The sequence below is a fragment of the Thalassotalea sp. 1_MG-2023 genome (assembly GCF_030546745.1).
Lineage (GTDB): Bacteria > Pseudomonadota > Gammaproteobacteria > Enterobacterales > Alteromonadaceae > Thalassotalea_C.
This window is the reverse complement of record NZ_JAUOPD010000029.1, coordinates 21,156-39,516: the sequence shown is the minus strand read 5'-3', so window position 1 is coordinate 39,516 and position 18,361 is coordinate 21,156. Positions and strand designations below refer to the sequence as shown.

Here is an 18,361-nt window from a genome sequence, read left to right as displayed (position 1 = left end):
CCCGAGTGGCCAAAGGGATCAGACTGTAAATCTGACGGCTCCGCCTTCGGTGGTTCGAATCCACCTCCCTCCACCATATAAAAAAAGCTCGACAGTTGTCGGGCTTTTTTTATATCTGAAAAAGGATGATAACCTCGGTTGACCAAATTGTCAGAAACAATGTTGAACACATCAAATGTGACAGCATGAAGGCCAGGAGTCCGATATAAGCTGAGTTAGGCTACACTCAACTCGTCAACGTTGCATGTTAAAAGCAGACGATCAATGATATTTCACAGTCTTTTGTTTGACGGGTAACTACAGTCAAACGGAGATCTCGCTTCAAACTTCCCTCCTAATAACTATAATTGCTGCATTAATTGAATATAATTGCCACAAGTATCATCTAATACTGCTATTTTTACTGTACCAGCTTCTTTTGGCGCCATGGAAAACTCAACACCTAATTTTTTTAGTCTTTCAAATTCTTGCTCAATGTTATCAACGGCAAATGATGTCCAAGGTATTCCAGCTTCTTTAAGTGATTGTTGATACAATTTAGCAGGTTCAAAAGCCATAGGCTCCAGTAAAAGTTCTACGCCAGATTGTTCGTCAGCAGCGACTACGGTTAACCATTTATATTCCCCTAAAGGAACTTCTTTTTTCTTGATGAAGCCCAACACCTTAGTATAAAACGCTAAAGCTTTCTCTTGATCATCTACAGGAACACTTGTGACATAAATTTTCAACATTTCAATACCATAATTTAAACGACTAGAAAATTAGATTAACTCGAAACGCGAATAAAAACTTATTCTAGATTGCTTTGTTAATCCTTTGGTAATCTTTAGGTGTATAACCAGTACACTTTTTAAAAACTGACGAGAATGTTGGTAAACTATCATATCCAACACCAAAACAAACTGCCGTTATAGGCTCTCCTTTTTTTAGCAACTTCTTTGCTTTTAAAACCCTAATGTCTCTCAAATAAGCCCTTGGTGTGACACCATACATCCGTTGAAACACCCTAACATAATGAAATCGAGATAAGAAAGCAGTCTTTGCTATATCATCAAGTTGTATTTTTTCTATGTAGAACTTTTCCATATAGGCTTTTGATAGCCTTACTTGGGCGTACATTTTTGGGCTGAATGAATCTTCTTGATAAATTCTGTCAATTGCAGTTTCAAAAAACGTCTTATTCGGAGTAGACATGTTGTTTTATCATTAAGAAATTTTGCCATTACTTTCGTGCTAGGTTATCAGAAAAATAAAAAGCTTAACAAGTTGGTTTTGTATCACCAAGATAATGTCGTAGGGGTTGAAATTGGTCATGGCTGTTGATTGCTCGATTCTGCTTGTCAGATTAGAGCTACTATAAATAATCCTCTCTGTACGCCAGATATAACATTAAATTAAAATTTTATGCTTCAGTTTATGAATACAACTCTTTAATTTAATGTGTGTTAAAGGCATTTAAAGCTTCAAATTTACTTCTAAGTTTTAAGAATCGTTTAAACGACTCGCTTTCCGGAGATAATTCATTGAAGTGTTTAATCAATACTTTTGCTTGCTTAAAATCATCTATACGTTCTTTATTTGCTTCATAAGACACTAATAAAACCTGTAATAGATTAAGTTTAACGCCGATATGGTGAGGGAAATGATAAAGCGCTTGGTTAAGTTTATCGATAGCTAAAGTATAATGTTTTGCTTTATAGAGACTTACCCCAACCTCTAATGCAGTTTGAGCAGCAATTTTATCTTTTTCACTGATAGGTCTGTCTGAAAGCGCAACAACTTCTGAAAGAATTTCCATGTTATCAGGATGAGCTTGCGACAAGTTTTCTAATAGCATTTCTGCTTTCCCTCTGCGTTGAAGGGCAATCAGCGATCTTGCAACTTTAAAGGTTCCTTCAGTAGTGAGCACCTTTTTATAGGTTTCTAATAGTCTTTCAGCCTCTTTAAGTGCGCTTTGTGCAGGTCCAACATCTTTTGCTTTAGTATGTAAGCGCGCAATTAGAAATTGTGCAATAACTTTTAGTTCATTCGCTTGAAAGTCACGTGTCATATTATTTAATACAGTAAACGCTTTATCATTTAATTTTCTTATTTGACTTTCAGATAAGCTATCGGCATGTCCAATTAAGGCTTCCGCAAATTGAATCGCATTGTCTGGTTTTTTGTGGATTGAATGATAAGCAAGATCATTGGTTTTAGATAGCGCAGAAGTTGCTTTTCCTAAACTGTTATTATTAAGGCAAATTTCAGCATACTGTTTTAAACGGGTAACGGATCTCGGTGAAACTAATAATGCTTGTTCTAAGGTTTGCTCGGCTTTTTCATAGTCGTTGTTATATATTTGTGATTTCGCTAACCAATCGTATGCTGAGAGATAAAAGGGGTTATCATCAACAATGGCTTGAAAACACTTTTCGGCTTCGTGGTAATTCTGTTCGACTAACGCTATTTTACCTAAACCAATTGTTGCCCATTGGCAGTTAGGTGTACCAACGTATGCTGAGTAAATTTTTCTTGCTTGCTGGTACTCGCCTAACTCAAAATGTTGCCTAGATCTGATCCCTAAACATTCGTGTTTGTACGGGCTATTTTTATAAGCTTCGTGATTACAGAGCTGAATGACTTTTTTACGATCGTTTTTATCCAGCGCCTGATAAATTTTTGCCATGGCTACTTTTTTTTCAAACGTACGAGTTAGTCGAGTAGAAAGGTCTTTAAGGGTATAGGGTTTTATCAGGTATTCATCTGGCTTATGTTCTAACGCAGCTAACACCATAGCTTGTGATACTTCAGCAGTGATCATAATGACATTACACTGCCGCGAAAGTAAGTTTTTTGCTCTTAACTCTTCAAGAATTTGTTGGCCATTTTTTTTATTATCACCAAGATCATAACCGAGCAATACTACGTCATATGCAGTTGCTTCACAAAGCGCAATAATATCTGGTGCATGGTAACTAGTTTCTACACTTAGTACTCCTAAACTATAAGCAAAAATTTTAAGAGTGTCTCGTGACTGCTTTATGTTATCAACAATTAGGAAGCGCTTGCTGCCGTAATCTATATTAACCATGAAATCCCTTCATTCTTAGTGACTACCTTATGCGCATTTGATTAGAGGGCTGACTTACTTTCATGTTTTATTTTATTCTAGCCGAACCGATTAAAATTAACACGCGTTAATATTACTCGTAAGATATATAAGTTAGCAACTTACAGGTATAATACTATGATTATAGGCAATTAAGGCTAATTGTATGGCTAAAGTCTATACTGTACACTGCTGCGCTTTTCGAGCACTTCTTTTTTAATCGAGTACACTTCATGTCTTTTTCATTATTAAATTTATCTCAACCGATTTTAAAAGCGGTTGAAGAACAAGGTTATCACACGCCATCGCCAGTGCAACAGCAAGCGATACCTGCTGTACTATCGGGCAAAGATGTTATGGCTGCTGCTCAAACTGGCACAGGTAAAACAGCTGGTTTTACTTTGCCGATTATTGAAAAATTATTGAAGGGAAAACCTGCTCGCGCCAATGAAGTGCGGGCATTAATTTTAACTCCTACAAGAGAACTTGCAGCTCAAGTTGCTAGTAATGTTGCTACCTATGGGCAACATACCAAACTGCGTGCAAATGTAGTGTTTGGTGGTGTTAAAATTAATCCACAAATGATGAAGCTTCGAAGCGGAAGTGATGTGTTAGTTGCAACGCCAGGTAGATTGCTAGATCTTTATCAACAAAATGCAGTGAAATTTTCGCAACTAGAAGTACTTGTATTAGATGAAGCAGATCGCATGTTAGATATGGGGTTTATTAGAGATATTAAAAAAATATTGTCATATTTACCTGCACAGAGACAAAACTTGTTATTTTCTGCGACTTTTTCACCGGATATTAAAGCGCTAGCTCAGTCGTTTGTACATAATCCAGTTGAAATTTCTGTCAGTCCTAGCAACAGTACGGCAAAAACTGTTGAGCAAGTAGTAGTACCTTGCGATAAGAAAAAGAAGTCTAAACTACTTAGCTTTTTGATTAAGGAAAACCAGTGGCAACAAGTATTAGTTTTTACTAAAACTAAACATGGCGCGAATCGACTTACTAAAGAATTAGATAGCCAGGGTATATCTGCATTAGCGATACACGGCAATAAAAGCCAAGGTGCAAGAACTAAGGCATTAGCTAAATTTAAAGATAATGAAATAAGTGTATTGGTGGCAACAGATATCGCGGCGCGAGGGTTAGATATTGATCAACTACCTCAAGTTGTTAACTTTGAATTGCCACATGTATCAGAAGATTATGTACACAGAATTGGAAGAACAGGTCGAGCAGGTGCTGATGGTTTTGCGGTGTCTTTGGTGTGTGCAGATGAACACAAATTACTGGAAGATATTGAATATGTTATTCAACAGCATGTCGAACGCAAAATAGAGCCGGGCTTCGAGCCAGTAAATGCATTACCACCGTCAAGAAAGATTCGCCCATTAAAGGCAAAGAAACCCAAGAAGCCAAAAGTTAACAGCTCAACCGCTCAAGGCAAAGAATCTGCTCGTTCAAATGAACATCATGCTAATAGTGGTAAGCGACACGTGCAAAAAAGGGATCATAAAAAAGTCATTAAAAAAAACCGAAGTAAAAAAGGTTCATCTAATAATGCTGATCCTTATGCTGCTAATCGTTAACGTGCATTAGCCATTTGTCGAGTTGATTAGCGAACGATTGCCGATCAGCTTGGCTTAATGGAGCGCTGCCGCCTGTTTCTATACCACTTGAACGTAACGTATCCATAAAATCGCGCATGTTTAATCGCTGCTTGATGTTTTGTTTGGTATACAACTCACCTCTGGGATTCAATGCGATAGCATTTTTATCAACAATTTCTGCAGCAAGTGGAATATCACTTGTTATGACCAAGTCTTTTTCAGTACATCGTTTTACTATTTCATTGTCTGCGACATCAAAGCCACTGCTAACTTGAACAAACTTTATAAAGGGAGACGGTGGTATTTTCATCGCATGGTTAGCGATCAAAGTGGTTGGCGTCTTTGTTCTTTCAGCAGCTCTAAATATAATTTCTTTTATTGGTACTGGACATGCATCAGCGTCTACCCAAATCGCCATAATAATCTCGCTTATGTAAAAAAGCCCACAATAGTAGTGCGTGTTGTTTTTTGTTGTAGCTCATTTATATAGGATGACTATACTTTATTTACTACGCTTCAACTAAAGCGCTTTTGTATTGAACAAAATATATCCGACAAAATCATCAGGCTCTAGTGTCATATCGCTATAGTAAAGTTAATATAGCTAACAACCAAGTAATTAAAGAGATATGTATGAATGAACCACAACGCTCACTAACGTTACGATTTTTAGCAGAACCTCAAGATGTAAATTTTGGTGGTAAAGTTCACGGAGGGGCTGTGATGAAATGGATAGATTTAGCGGCTTATGCTTGCGCTGCTGGTTGGAGTAGTCGCTATTGTGTCACTGCCTATGCCGGAGGGATACGTTTTGTTTCGCCAATTCATGTAGGGAGTTTAGTCGAAGTGAGTGCAGAGGTGATCTATACCGGTAACTCATCCATGCATATTGCATTGCAAGTACATGCTTGTGATCCAAAATCATTAAATAAGCGAAAAACTACACATTGTATTGTAGTGATGGTTGCTGTCGATGAAACGGGCCATAAAGTGTCAATTCCACAGTGGTTACCGAAAACTGAAGAAGATAAAAAACAATACGAATCTGCAAAAAAATTAATGGAAATGCGCAAAGAAATCAGTGCTGAGATGGACCGCTTAGTATTGTAATTAATATGAGTTAAATGGGAGGAAGTGCTGAGGAATTTAGCACTTCCTATGTTAACTGTTTATTTAGTCTAAGGTAAGCAGATAAGCAATTAGGTTTTTGTAATCTTCAAGAAAATTGTCACTGTCTAATGATCTTGAATTAATTGCGTATTTACCGTTAACCACAAACGTGGGTACGCTTCCTACATAACGACCTGCAGATAATTTGTCTTGAACTTTTTTATCGCGTTTTACGCGCGACATTAAGGCGAAACTCTTTAGCCCTTTTTCAAAGTCACTTGCTTTACCACCCGCCGCGACATAAATTTTCTTAACATCATCGATAGATTCAATTGTTCTATCTTGCGTTTGTAAATAACTAAAAGCTTCAGCATTATATTGCTTAGCAATACCCGTTTTTTCGGCAATGATCATGCCTTTGCTCAGCATAAATTGCTTTTCAGGTGCAGATTGCCCCATAAAATCTACGTGTGTTTTGGTTAGCTTTGTACCTTCAGGTAAGCTTTTTTTAATTTCAGGCAGATATGCTTCAAAGCCTCTACACGCAGGGCAATGGTAAGAAAAATACTCTCTTACTTCTGGCTTTTTAGTCGCTTGGCCAGGGATCACTTTATAATGTTCTCCCTCTTCGTATTTGGCTGCGTTTGCAGCAAGAGGAATAAGTACAGTTGCTAATAAAGCGGTAAAAAATTTCTTCATAGGTTTAATTCTCTTCATAAAAGTAGCGTATGTGTGCGATATTATCATTATTCTAAGTAATTGGTAATATTGCATTGCGTAGATTAATCTATGCTGAATAGACCGTGCTTGCTTACCTTAACTTCAAGATAAAATGTAAATAAATATTTTGTGTGTAACACAGATTAACAAGGAAGAAATATTCAATGCGAAGTCATGAAATAGATTACAAAATTATTGGTCATTCTATGCAAATGGTCGAAATAGAATTAGACCAAGGAGAAACGGTTATCGCTGAAGCTGGAGCGATGAATTATATGGAGGACGGTATTACTTTTGAAACTAAGATGGGTGACGGTTCGGATGTTGCGCAAAGTTTCATGAGTAAGTTATTTTCTGCAGGCAAAAGAGCCTTCACTGGCGAGTCTGTTTTTATGACCCATTTCACTAGCCAAGCTTATGGCAAACGCAGTGTCGCATTTGCAGCGCCTTATCCGGGGGAAATTATTCCTTTAGATCTTGCGCAATTAGGTGGCAGTGTTACTTGTCAAAAAGATGCTTTTTTATGCGCAGCACGTGGAACTAAAGTTGATATAGCCTTTAATCGCCGTTTAGGGAGTGGTTTTTTTGGCGGAGAAGGGTTCATCTTGCAGCACTTGTCGGGTGATGGCAAAGCATTTGTTCATGCTGGTGGTACCGTGATAGAAAAACAACTTAATGGAGAAACGTTACGCTTAGATACCGGATGTTTGGTAGCATTTAGTGATGGTATTGATTACAGCATTGAGATGACATCAGGCTTAAAAAGTATGTTTTTTGGTGGTGAAGGATTATTTCTTGCCACTTTGTCTGGTCACGGCAAAGTATGGATTCAAAGTTTACCTTTTTCACGGCTTGCTGATCGTATTATTTCACATGCGCCTAACTTAGGCGGTTCAAGCCGAGGCGAACAATAAAATGGAAAAGGCGACAAGCTTTACTCGATGAGTAACAGCTTGTCGAAAACATCTGCGGTTATGTAGCCTAAATTTTTACTTCCGTTGACGGGTTCAATATCTGTAGAGCCGATAAAGTGTTCTCGTTGTTTACTACCGTCATTATCACAGTAAGCAAGCATAAAGCCGATTACCTTACCTTCAGTTAATTCAACGCTTGGATAATTGTGCCGTTCTTCCAGGGTGAATTTATCGTCATAGATTGATATAGCCAACTCCCAGATCACATTATAGGGTTTTGTTTTACTGCGTTTCCAACGGCTTTTTATATGATCGTTTAAAGTAACAAAAGATGGTTGACCATTGGGTAATTTACTGGCGATATCGACAACTTGATTGTCTAATGCAATATGATAAGCGAAGGCGTTAAAAGAATATTGATGGTCACCGCCAGATGCATCTTCATCTATGAATACTTCTAGGCAGTCGTCATCCCAATAAAAATAAAGCGGATCAGCATGTTGGTCAAACAAAACATCATCAGTAATTTCAGCAAGAATAAACAAAGTGCTGTTATTCCATAGTAATTTAAAACGTCCTTGAAAGTCACTCTTATTCGGCATTTCACCTAACATCAAATGATTCATGCCTTGCCATGATGCGGCCGACCATATTTCTGTATCTATTTCTCCATCTATTTTGGGTGTTAACATTGTTTTATGTACTTTTATTGTCTGCGCATACGCATTGTTATTAATAAGCAAAGAGGTGATGCATAATGCTAAGTAAAGTAGTATATGGTGTTTCATATTAAGGATTCTGCTGTTGAACAATACTGGAAATTTGTTGTTGGCTTGTTTGTTTCATCGTTAGCATTATTGTATTTTCTGCTTCACTATTAGAGAGCGGCTCGAATTGATTCAGTTGATCAGTGAGTAAATTTGGTGAAAAAAAATGTGTTTTTCTTTTCTGCAAACGTTCCTGCAATATTGCCTTGTCTGATTGTATAAGCACATAAGTGAATTCATTTGCCAGTGCGCTTAGTGTTTTCCGGTGCGTTTGTTTTAAACCAGAATATGCTAATACGATATTTTTATTATCAAATTCTGTTGACGAAAAATGATGTTCCATGCGTTCAATCCACGCTTGCCGCATTGTAGGGTTTATTGGTACCCCCCTCTTCATAAATGAAATTGCTTGATCTGAATGAAAGTCATCTGCATCGAAGTAACAAAAATTTAGGTGTTTAGCTAACGCACTTGCCAACGTTGATTTTCCAGTGCCACTGACTCCCATAATTAATATCAGTTTGGCAATCATACTTTATCCTCACTTACTGGTAATAAAATGCGTATGTTGTAGGTACTTCCTGAGATGACATTACGGATTATATTGTCATTTATTAATTGATCATTAAGGTAGCAAGTAATTTCGTTGTATTTATTATCTTGTTGATAATGAATGTTAAATTTGGCGCCTAGGGCGGTGTACTGAATGCTTAGGTTTGGCCAAGTGTTGGGTAACTTTGGTGTTAAATATACATTGCCTGCTTGTATCACAATGCCACAGAGCTCTTCTATGATGCATCTGTATACCCAAGCGACAGTACCCGTATTAAATAGCTGGCTAGATTTTCCAGTCATCTGAGGTATTTGAAAATAAGCACCACGATAATAATTGGGAATAAAATTAGGCATCTGTTCGCGCTTACCAGCATCTTCCTTCGAAGGCAGCATTGCTTTTATCACGTCAAACGCTAACGACCCTTCGTTTTCTTGATATAAACTGTAAGCGAAAAAAGCGGAAGCATGATTGTATATAGAACCGTTTTCAGCAGTACCTGGAAATTTTTGAGTCACTCGGCCAATATCTTCATGCATGTGTGTATATGCTGGTGATAGCATCATGACACCATAGGGCGTTAATAACCTTTCTTTGATACTACGCAGCATACCTTGTTTTTGATTTTCATCTGCGGCATTACAAAGTAGTGCCCATGCCTGCGGATTTAAGAAAATCTCTCCTTCAGAATCTGTTGAAATACCAAATGTTCGCTTATTATCTGTGATCCCACGTGCGTACCAGTTTTCATGCCAAAAATATTGATTTATCGCGCCATTAAGCACTGTTATTTCTTGTTCATATGTAGCGATATAGTCTGAATTCACTTGATATAAGCGGCATATTTTGTTCCATATGGCTAATGAATAACTTGTTGCCATGGTAAGCCATGCAGATACGCCTTTTCCTTTATGACCAACCATATTCATTGGATCGCACCAATCGCCTTGTTCAATCAAACTTAGTCCTTGTTCATTCCGTGCTGCGAGTAGAAAATCAAATGCCAAGTTAATATGTTCAACTAAGGGTGCTGCTTTTTCTGAATCTTTAAAGCGCAGAGGTTGATAGAGAATTGCTTTATCGTTAGTTGTATTTAGATAGCTTTCAAGGCAGATGGTAAGCCATATACAGTGGTCGCTATGCGGTACTAAGTTTATATATTTTAGCGTCGCTTTATCTGAGAGCAGTATGCCGTCAGGCATAGCTCCAGAGCTTAACTGTTGTGTAACGGCAGTGATTATCGCTTGTCGACAAAGTTCGGGGGCTATATAGGACACTCCCATAGCGTCTTGTAAGTAGTTTCGAGTTTGTGGATCCGTTGTTAGTCTATTGACATCACCATGATAAAATACCTGTCTAGGTAACCAATGATTCACAACTTCATCGAAATCTGGCTCAGGGCTATTTATTTGCAGCCTGTTATTCATTTTGGAAAAATATTGCTGATATGTAGATGCTGCTTGTTCAAAGCCATCATCTTCGAATAAGTATTTATTTCTTAATGTGATAACTTCTTGCTCATTATTGGCTGGTCCGAAAATAAATTCATGAGTAATACATTGTTGCGGAGCAAGTTGATGGCAAAATTGCATACAAGCTACGGGGGTTTCGTAAAGGGCTTGGACACCACTGAGCTGGTGTTTTTTTAAATCATCTGGTGCATGCAATCCTCCTTCACCTTCGATACTCTTTTGATTTGCATTCCAGCTTTGGCAAGGGTGTTTACTGATGAAAAATGTCCAGTCTTTTAAATGTTGATTGCGGTAATAATCAGCCACCTGTTGATATGGCGTAATTGAACGGGCAATTATCCCGTTTATGCTCGAGTTATAATCAGCAGATTGGTTCATCCAAGACATGTAGCCAATGGTGAAATAAGGATAGATCGCAATTGTTTTTTTTACAGAATTTTGGTTTTTTATGCTGATTTTCCACAGCTCAACGCTGTCTTCGGTGGGTAAAGAAACGTGAATATTAATTTGCAGTTGCCAATGTTCGATATGCCACGATATGTTTTGCTGTCCAGCAATGAAAGTAAACTTATCTAATGGTGTTTTGACCGGTTCGTAAGGCAGTGAAATTATTTCATTGGTTTCTATACATTTAAGATAAAAGAATCGTCCGGCATGGTGACTAAAATATTCTTGTTCTGGTTGCATGAACGTTTTCGCTTCCATATTAGGAGCATGGGCATATTTTGACGGTTCTGGTTGCATGAATTGTGCATTAGCAAATCCTCTACAATTCATATGTAGCATCATGTTTTTATTCCATAAAAAACTACTGGCTTTTGGCATAGCTATAGGGTCGCTAATCGACAGTTGATGTTTCTGGTAATTAAATTCAAACATGTAATGTTACTCCTGAATTCATGCTTTTCGTGTTTGTAGTGCTTGTTGAATATCTTCTACACGTTGTTCTGAGAGCGGGTAGCGCGTGATAATTCCTACACTGACGGCGGCGAATATCGCAGGTATTAATGTCATTAATAATACGATCCCTGTTTGTGAATCGGAGGTTTGTATTTGATTAGCTACGTAACCCATTGAAGCTAAAAGCCAACCAATCATTGCTCCTGCAATAGCGCTTCCCAGCTTTTGAGAAAATGCAGCCGCTGAAAATACCATTGCAGTTGCTCGTCGACCGTGTTTCCATTCACCGAAGTCAGCTGAGTCGGCGTACATTGAAAATACCAATGGAGATTTAGGTCCTAAACAGAAACCAATAGCGATTTGTAGCAAGAAAATTAACGCGACTTGGTCACTGGGCACAAAATAGAATGCGATAGATAGCACGGTAATTACGCTCATTAGTAACATTAGAAGTGTTTTTTTATCCAAAAACTTGGTCATAAAAGGAGTCGCGGCAGCGCCGGCAGCTAATGAAAGCATGTAACAAAGTGAAAAGCTGCCAATGAGATCTTCTCGGTTAACGTAATACTTGAGATAAAAGGTGCCAGTGCTGCCTCTTAGCGTTATGGTCATCATAATAATTAATGCTAATGTGAATAATATAAGCCAAGGTTTGTTATGCATTAAATCTTGAATATCTTGTAATATCGTGGATTTTTGAGATGTTGGCGGCGAAATTCTTTCACGTGTGGTAAAAAAGGTTATACAAAAAAGACCAGCGGCAATCATTCCGTAAATCGCCATGGTGATTTGCCAACCGAGCACTTCATTTTCAGCACCAAAATACGCGACCAGAATAGGTGTAAAATAGGCAACAATACTGCCTCCTGAAAATGCACCGATAAAGCGAAAACTTGTTAAGGTTGTTCTCTCTTGGCTATTGGCTGTTATTACTCCTAATAACGCTCCATATGGCACATTAATAAAGGTGTAAGCGAGCATCATGAAAATATAGGTGGCGTATGCCCAAATCAGTTTTTCTCCCCCTTGTAAATCAGGAACGGTAAACGTTAATACACCAGCCGCAACAATAGGTAAAATACCCCAGAGTAAATAAGGTCTAAATTTTCCGTATTTTGTTTTTGTTCTATCTGCTAAAGCCCCCATGAGAGGGTCAGAAAATGCATCAATGATCCTAGTGACTAACATCATTGTTCCTACAGTTGCAGGGTGCAACCCAAATACGTCGGTATAAAAAATAAACAAGAACACATCAAAAACACGCCAGTAAAAATTAGAGGCTACATCTCCGCAGGCATAGCCCACTTTCTCTTTCAATGTCAGTGATGTCATGATTTTTCCTTGTTTAAAAATCTAGCACTTTATTACCATATGATATTTTGTAAGCGCTTACAATAATATTTATTTTCGCTGAATAGTTAAATTTTCAAGGGATACGAAAAATACTATATAACCTTTTTTATCAGTAAGTTATTTGTTTTACGGTAAACTTCTATTAAATATTTATTGACCAATTATTGCTCATGGCCTAACTTAATGTAAGCGCTTACAAGTTTGAATTATATAAATCCCTTACACACGTTGATTTCTATTCTCAGGCTGTAAGCGCGCAAAATACTAAAAAATATAATAAGAATGGGGAGAAAATATGAAAAAAGTAACATTTAAAAAAGGCGTGTTAGCGAGTTCAATCGCTATGGTGCTTGCTGGTGGTGCTGCGCCATTAGCAATGGCTGAGCAAGGCGTTGAAAAAGAAGTTGAAGTAATTGAAGTGACGGGTATCCGTGGCTCAACAAAAGCAAGTATAAACGGTAAACGTTTCGCTGATTCGCAAGTAGACGGTATTGCCGCAGAAGATATCGGTAAGTTACCGGATGTAACCATTACTGATTCACTACAACGTATCACCGGTGTTCAAATTGAACGTGTTGCTGGTGAAGGTGGTGCGGTTCAAATTCGTGGCCTACCTCAAATTGACACCACCATGAACGGTGAAACTTTTCTATCAGCAACGACTATTGACAGTTCTGGTGCTGATTTAGGTGATTTACCAGCGCAACTTTTTGGTGGTGTTGATGTGTACAAATCAGCTACTGCAAGAAATACAGCACAAGGTATTGCTGGTGCGATTGATTTAAAAACCCGTCGCCCATTTGATATGGATGAAGGCTGGACATTCGTTGCTGGTGCGGAAGCTACACGTGGCTCTATTACTGAGGAAACCGACCCAACGTTCCATGGTTTAGCCAGTTATAACGACGGTAAGATTGGTTTCTTAATTTCAGCAGTAACACAAGAAGCAACGTTAGCAACCGATTATAACGGTCATAATGATACCTCAGAAAACGGTGGTATTGGTTGGACAAATAATAACTATGCGTGGAGTACACCAACAGAAGGCGCTGAATATCGCAATATCGTTCCCCATGGTTTTACCGCGTTTAGTAAAACTGAAGAGCGTGAGCGTGATGCCATTCAAGCGTCATTGCAAGTAGACTTAGGCGAAGGTTTCACCGTAACAGCAGATTATTTTTATACCAACCAAGATCGTTTCAATGCACGCTCAGGCTTAAACAACAACAGTCGTTGGCAGGCGTTTTCTGGCTATGGATTTGCCACAAACTATACTGGCGATTCATTTACTGATGGCGATGGCAATGAGTGGCGTGGTGTTGATGCCTTCAAGATGCGCCCACATCGTTTACAGTCTTTCACGCAAGTTAATGTGAATGAAGAAAAGTCACGTAACTTTAATTTACAGTTAGATTATGACAATGGCGGTGCGTTAACCGGTCAAGTACGTTTCACTGATGCACATGCAACAGCGAAAATGCGTCATGCTTACGGTGAAGGCGATATCATGAGTATCGACCAAGGTGCAACAATACTCGGCCCTGGCGGATTAACATCTTCAGAATACTGTACAAATGGCGAAGAGATTATCGGTGCGTCTGGTGGCTGTATGGGGACATTTTCAACAGGTATTCAAACGGGCGATTTCTTCTTAACCCATGATGCCAGTGGTGAATACCCAACCTTTGGTGGTTTTGACCAAGTGGTAAGCGGTGGTAAAGGCCCCATGAGTGTTGCTGATTATATGGCAGATTTAGATTCATATCATATTGGTGCATTTTCGTCAGAAGGCAACACCGATGATACAGGAGATTTACGTACCTTTAGTACTAAGTGGAACTATGCATTAGATGATAATGATGTGATCACTAGTATTGATTTTGGTATTCGTTATTCACAACGTGAAGTAGACCACGATCAATTCACTTACACATCAGAGTTTGGTAATGGCTGTGATATTGCACAATGGAAAGCGGTCGATCAACAATATAGTGGTGATGTCGATGCAGTTACGGGCGGTGAATCTACAAACCCGTGTTACGGTTTAGCAGGTACTGGCGAATTTTTAACAGAAGATGCTGTTGATGCCAACGGCGACCCAGTAATGCGTCCAGGTGATGCTGATGGTGATGGTGTAGTTAGTGACGGTGAAGTGGTACAGCGCACAGCAGGCGAGTGGATGCCGTATACGTTATTACCACCAACACGCCTAGATCAGCACACAACGGTTTCATGGCAGACTGACTTTGGTAACGTGAAAGGTATTCCGGGTATTTGGGTGATTGACCCAAGTAACTTCCGTGACCCACGTCAATGGCATAAAGACACCTTTGGTAATGTACAGCGCACCGAAAATGGTGGTAATACTTACGATGTTGGCTTAGATGAGCTTACATACTTTATCCAAGCGAACTTTGAGTATGAGAAGTTAAGCGGTAATGTTGGTTTAAAAGTGATTGAAACTACGTTATTTGTAAAACAAAACCTTATTGGTCCAAACCTACCGCACTCAGGTTTAGGACCAGATATTGGTGATGTAGTATCAGAGCGTACGTATAAAGATGAACTACCATCAATTAATTTAGCGTATCAAGCAACAGATGACGTGGTATTACGTGCTGCATTTTCTGAGAACATGCAAGCATTGAACTTAGACCAATGGGGGGCAGGCAAAAATGTAGGGATGACATTTGATAATTCATGTAATTGTATGCGCGTTCAAAATGTTACATTAAATGGTAACCCAGACTTAAACCCATGGCGATCAGAGAACTGGTCATTATCAGCGGAGTGGTATGCTGGCGACGCATCAATGTTCTTTGCCTCAGCGTTCGGTATTGATATTGCTGAATTTACCGAAAGTAAAACAGAAGATCGTAGTGTAGAGCCGGATGGTGATGGTATTATTCGTGGTCCACATCCAACCACGTTTACTACCCAGTCAGAAGGTGGTGAAGTAGCTGGTTTTGAAATTGGTGCGAAAGTTGCGTTAAGTGACTTCTTAGGTGAAGACGGCATCTTTAAGAATGTTGGTTTTGATGTAAACTACACATTTACTGATTCAAAACAAGAAGCAAAAGATGTATACGGTGATGACTTACCTTTCCAAGGGATGTCAGAAGATACCTATAACGCGGTTGTATGGTATGAAAACGATACCTTCTCAGCACGTTTAGCGTGGAACTCACGTAGCCCACGTTTGATCACAGCGGGTAATGCAGGGACTGGCGGTCAATCGCTATACCAAGATGATTACTCACAGGTAGACTTTAATGCAACGTACAACTTCAGTGAAGACATTAGCTTTTATGTGAATGGTTCAAACATTACTGAAGAGTATCAGCAAGCATATATCGAATTTGAAAAGCAAAAAGCTTTCCAAAACGTTTATGAAGCACGCTGGACTGTAGGTACACGCGTTAAGTTCTAATCAAACAACGCTGACTAAATTAAAAACCGTCGCTTATGCGGCGGTTTTTCGTTCAATCATTAGAGGTGTACTAGCAAGTGTTTAATAATCAAAGGCATGAATTAAATTGTTTGCTTAACAGTCAACAATACTTGCTAATGATAAGAAACATGATCTGAATCTATTGCTGAAGTAATAAACTTGAAAAGTGTAATTAAAAAGCGTACAAGGCTTTTTGTTCTTTATATCTTATTCTAGTGGAGTTATGTAAGTGGTAGAAGAAAAAATTAAATCGATTATTGATAACCTATCAACTTCTGCGTCAACTAACTATATCGATGTAATTTGTGTGTCTTTAGCTAAAGCGATAAATGCAGATTATGTTTTTGTTGCACAGTTAAATACTGATAACACTACAGCGACTACACTTTCATTAGCAACACAGCATGAAGTGATTGAAAATTTCAGCTATCAACTTAAATCTACCCCTTGTGAAATTGTAGGAAAAGGTGATGTTTGTGCATTTCCGTCAGGGATTCAGGCGGCTTATCCAAATGATCAATTACTTGAAGATATGTCAATAGAGGGCTACGTCGGTATTCCATTAATTGATGATGGCACTAAAGCTCATAGCATCTTGGTGGCACTATTTTGCGATGAATTTAATAATCAAAATGAAATTTCATCATTGTTCTTGCTTTTTAGCGGCTTGATTAATAAAGAGTTAGAAAAACAGAAAGTGATCACAGAATTGCGTACTCGCAATGAGATTATCGAAGAGAGTAAAGAAGCAATCATGATCTGTAATAAAAACAATCAGATCATTAGCGTTAATAAAGCGTTCACACGAATGACCGGCTATAGTTTTCGCGAAGTAGTAGGGAAAGATCCCAAAATATTAAGCGCCTATAGGCAGCCTGATAGTTTTTATCAAAAAATGTGGGCTGATATACAAACAAAAGGTAGTTGGTCTGGTGAGCTAAATAACCGTAAAAAAAGTGGTGAAGAATTCCCAGAATGGTTGTCAATAAATACCATTAGAAATGAATATAATGAGATCGAAAATTATGTCGCATTTTTCTTTGATATTTCTGAGCGTAAGGCGGCAGAAGATAAAATTTACCAGCAAGCAAATTACGATTTACTAACAGGAATAGCCAATCGCTATAAATTTTTAGAACAATTAACTAAAGTCATTGATGCGAAAGCTATTGCAAGCTTTGAGTCGGCATTATTGGTAATGGACTTAGATCTTTTTCAAGAAGTAAATGATGTTTACGGGCATGATTGTGGTGATGCATTATTAGTTAAAGTGGCAGAACGCCTCACGAGGTTTATTAAACCAGAGAATAGCTTAGCACGCATCACCGGTGACGGTTTTGCGATATTACTTAATAATGTAAATGAACGAAGTGAAATCGATGATTTTGTCGCCCGAATACTGATTGAGTTTAGTAAACCTTTTTATGTTGATGAGCATGTTATCAACTGTACCTTAAGTTTGGGCATTATTACTTTTTTAGACAACACGCTTCAAGCAAGTAGCTTGATGAAAAAAGCTGAAAGAGCAATGTCTCATGCTAAAGAAAACGGTCGAAATTCATCGAGCTATTTTACACAAGAAATGGAAAACACTGCGCGCTACCAAATTCAAATGAAAGCAGACTTAGAGAAGGCATTAAAAGAACGAAAGCTGACTTTAGTTTTTCAACCCATTGTGTCAACACAGTTAAAACAAGTCACAAAATTTGAAGCATTACTTCGATGGAACAATAATGGCAGATGGGTTTCACCTGTTGAATTTATTCCCTTGGCAGAAAAAAACAATTTAATTAAACCGCTTGGCGAGTTTGTGCTGTCTGAAGCATGTTTACAGTTGAAGAAATTAAAAGGTTTGGGTTATCAAGATATCGTATTTAATGTGAATCGGTCAGTGTATGAAATACCGCTCAATCAAAATGAAAATGCCTATTGGCTAATGATGATCAACATGTATGGCTTGCAACCTAGTGATATTTGTTTTGAACTAACAGAAAGTGCTCTAGCTCCGGAAAAACGCAATAATGAAATGTTATTTAATCAATTACGTGAGGCGGGCTGTCAAATAGCACTTGATGATTTTGGTACTGGTTACTCCTCATTAAACTATATTCGTCGTATCCCGTTAGACTTTATTAAAATTGATAAATCATTTATCAGTGATATGAGTGAAAACCCTGACGACAAAATACTTGTATCTACAATTATCGCCATGAGTAAAGCACTTGGTAAACAAGTGGTTGCTGAAGGGGTAGAGAATATAGCGCAAGTGCGTTGGTTAGAAGAGTTAGGTTGTGATTACATACAAGGCTTTTATTTTTCTAAACCATTACCGTTTGAACAATTACCTGCTTTTTTAGATAACTTTAATTACCAAAAGGCGGTAAAGGCAGCAATACCGAATTAATCGCGCACGT

Annotated in this window: 14 protein-coding genes; 5 read left to right on the top strand and 9 right to left on the bottom strand. The window is 38.3% G+C overall.

The annotated features are described in order from the left end of the window. Window positions 1–341: 341 nt before the first annotated feature. From Q4489_RS16180 to Q4489_RS16170, 3 genes are all read right to left on the bottom strand, one after another. Window positions 342–731 (bottom strand): VOC family protein, encoded by a 390-nt coding sequence (locus Q4489_RS16180; RefSeq protein WP_303482356.1) that lies wholly within the window; start codon window positions 729–731, stop codon window positions 342–344. A 64-nt stretch (window positions 732–795) separates the two neighbouring features. Continuing rightward, on the bottom strand, window positions 796–1,194 hold the full coding sequence (locus Q4489_RS16175) for an AraC family transcriptional regulator (protein ID WP_303482353.1): 399 nt from the start codon (window positions 1,192–1,194) through the stop codon (window positions 796–798). 241 nt (window positions 1,195–1,435) lie between these two features. Then, a complete protein-coding gene (locus Q4489_RS16170; RefSeq protein ID WP_303482351.1) occupies window positions 1,436–3,073 on the bottom strand; it encodes a tetratricopeptide repeat-containing response regulator in 1,638 nt (545 codons plus the stop codon). Window positions 3,074–3,324: 251 nt separating this feature from the next. On the opposite strand from Q4489_RS16170, the gene Q4489_RS16165 reads away from it, so the two are divergent. Continuing rightward, window positions 3,325–4,686 carry a DEAD/DEAH box helicase gene (locus Q4489_RS16165; RefSeq protein WP_303482349.1) on the top strand — a complete coding sequence of 454 codons (1,362 nt, stop codon included), beginning with the start codon at window positions 3,325–3,327 and terminating at the stop codon, window positions 4,684–4,686. On the opposite strand, the gene Q4489_RS16160 is transcribed toward Q4489_RS16165, so the two are convergent. Further along, entirely contained in the window at window positions 4,676–5,125 is a 450-nt protein-coding gene (locus tag Q4489_RS16160; protein ID WP_303482346.1) for a YaiI/YqxD family protein, read from the bottom strand. The genes Q4489_RS16165 and Q4489_RS16160 overlap by 11 nt on opposite strands. A gap of 215 nt (window positions 5,126–5,340) precedes the next feature. Between Q4489_RS16160 and Q4489_RS16155 the strand changes: the two genes are divergently transcribed. Next, on the top strand, window positions 5,341–5,817 hold the full coding sequence (locus Q4489_RS16155; protein WP_303482343.1) for an acyl-CoA thioesterase: 477 nt from the start codon (window positions 5,341–5,343) through the stop codon (window positions 5,815–5,817). A gap of 63 nt (window positions 5,818–5,880) precedes the next feature. Here the strand turns inward: Q4489_RS16155 and Q4489_RS16150 are convergent, their stop codons facing one another. Continuing rightward, on the bottom strand, window positions 5,881–6,516 hold the full coding sequence (locus Q4489_RS16150; RefSeq protein WP_303482341.1) for a DsbA family protein: 636 nt from the start codon (window positions 6,514–6,516) through the stop codon (window positions 5,881–5,883). A gap of 185 nt (window positions 6,517–6,701) precedes the next feature. Between Q4489_RS16150 and Q4489_RS16145 the strand changes: the two genes are divergently transcribed. Beyond that, entirely contained in the window at window positions 6,702–7,451 is a 750-nt protein-coding gene (locus Q4489_RS16145) for a TIGR00266 family protein (RefSeq protein WP_303482338.1), read from the top strand. 20 nt (window positions 7,452–7,471) lie between these two features. Here Q4489_RS16145 and Q4489_RS16140 read toward each other — a convergent pair whose 3' ends face one another. From Q4489_RS16140 to Q4489_RS16125, 4 genes are read right to left on the bottom strand one after another with little or no spacing between them, the layout of a single operon-like run. Beyond that, window positions 7,472–8,239: a CBM9 family sugar-binding protein gene (locus Q4489_RS16140; protein WP_303482335.1), complete on the bottom strand. Its 768-nt coding sequence runs from the start codon at window positions 8,237–8,239 to the stop codon at window positions 7,472–7,474. Between the two features lies 1 nt (window position 8,240). Beyond that, the gene (locus tag Q4489_RS16135) at window positions 8,241–8,750 is read right to left on the bottom strand and encodes a gluconokinase (RefSeq protein ID WP_303482332.1); all 510 of its coding nucleotides are present in this window, start codon (window positions 8,748–8,750) and stop codon (window positions 8,241–8,243) included. Next, window positions 8,747–11,122 (bottom strand): NdvB protein, encoded by a 2,376-nt coding sequence (locus tag Q4489_RS16130; protein WP_303482330.1) that lies wholly within the window; start codon window positions 11,120–11,122, stop codon window positions 8,747–8,749. Before Q4489_RS16130 ends, Q4489_RS16135 begins: the two co-directional genes overlap by 4 nt. Window positions 11,123–11,140: 18 nt before the next feature. Next, window positions 11,141–12,475 (bottom strand): MFS transporter, encoded by a 1,335-nt coding sequence (locus Q4489_RS16125; RefSeq protein ID WP_303482327.1) that lies wholly within the window; start codon window positions 12,473–12,475, stop codon window positions 11,141–11,143. A 316-nt stretch (window positions 12,476–12,791) separates the two neighbouring features. On the opposite strand from Q4489_RS16125, the gene Q4489_RS16120 reads away from it, so the two are divergent. Both Q4489_RS16120 and Q4489_RS16115 read left to right on the top strand, forming a co-directional pair. Continuing rightward, entirely contained in the window at window positions 12,792–15,926 is a 3,135-nt protein-coding gene (locus Q4489_RS16120; RefSeq protein WP_303482325.1) for a TonB-dependent receptor, read from the top strand. 250 nt (window positions 15,927–16,176) lie between these two features. After that, window positions 16,177–18,351: a bifunctional diguanylate cyclase/phosphodiesterase gene (locus tag Q4489_RS16115; protein WP_303482322.1), complete on the top strand. Its 2,175-nt coding sequence runs from the start codon at window positions 16,177–16,179 to the stop codon at window positions 18,349–18,351. The last annotated feature ends 10 nt before the right edge of the window (window positions 18,352–18,361 follow it).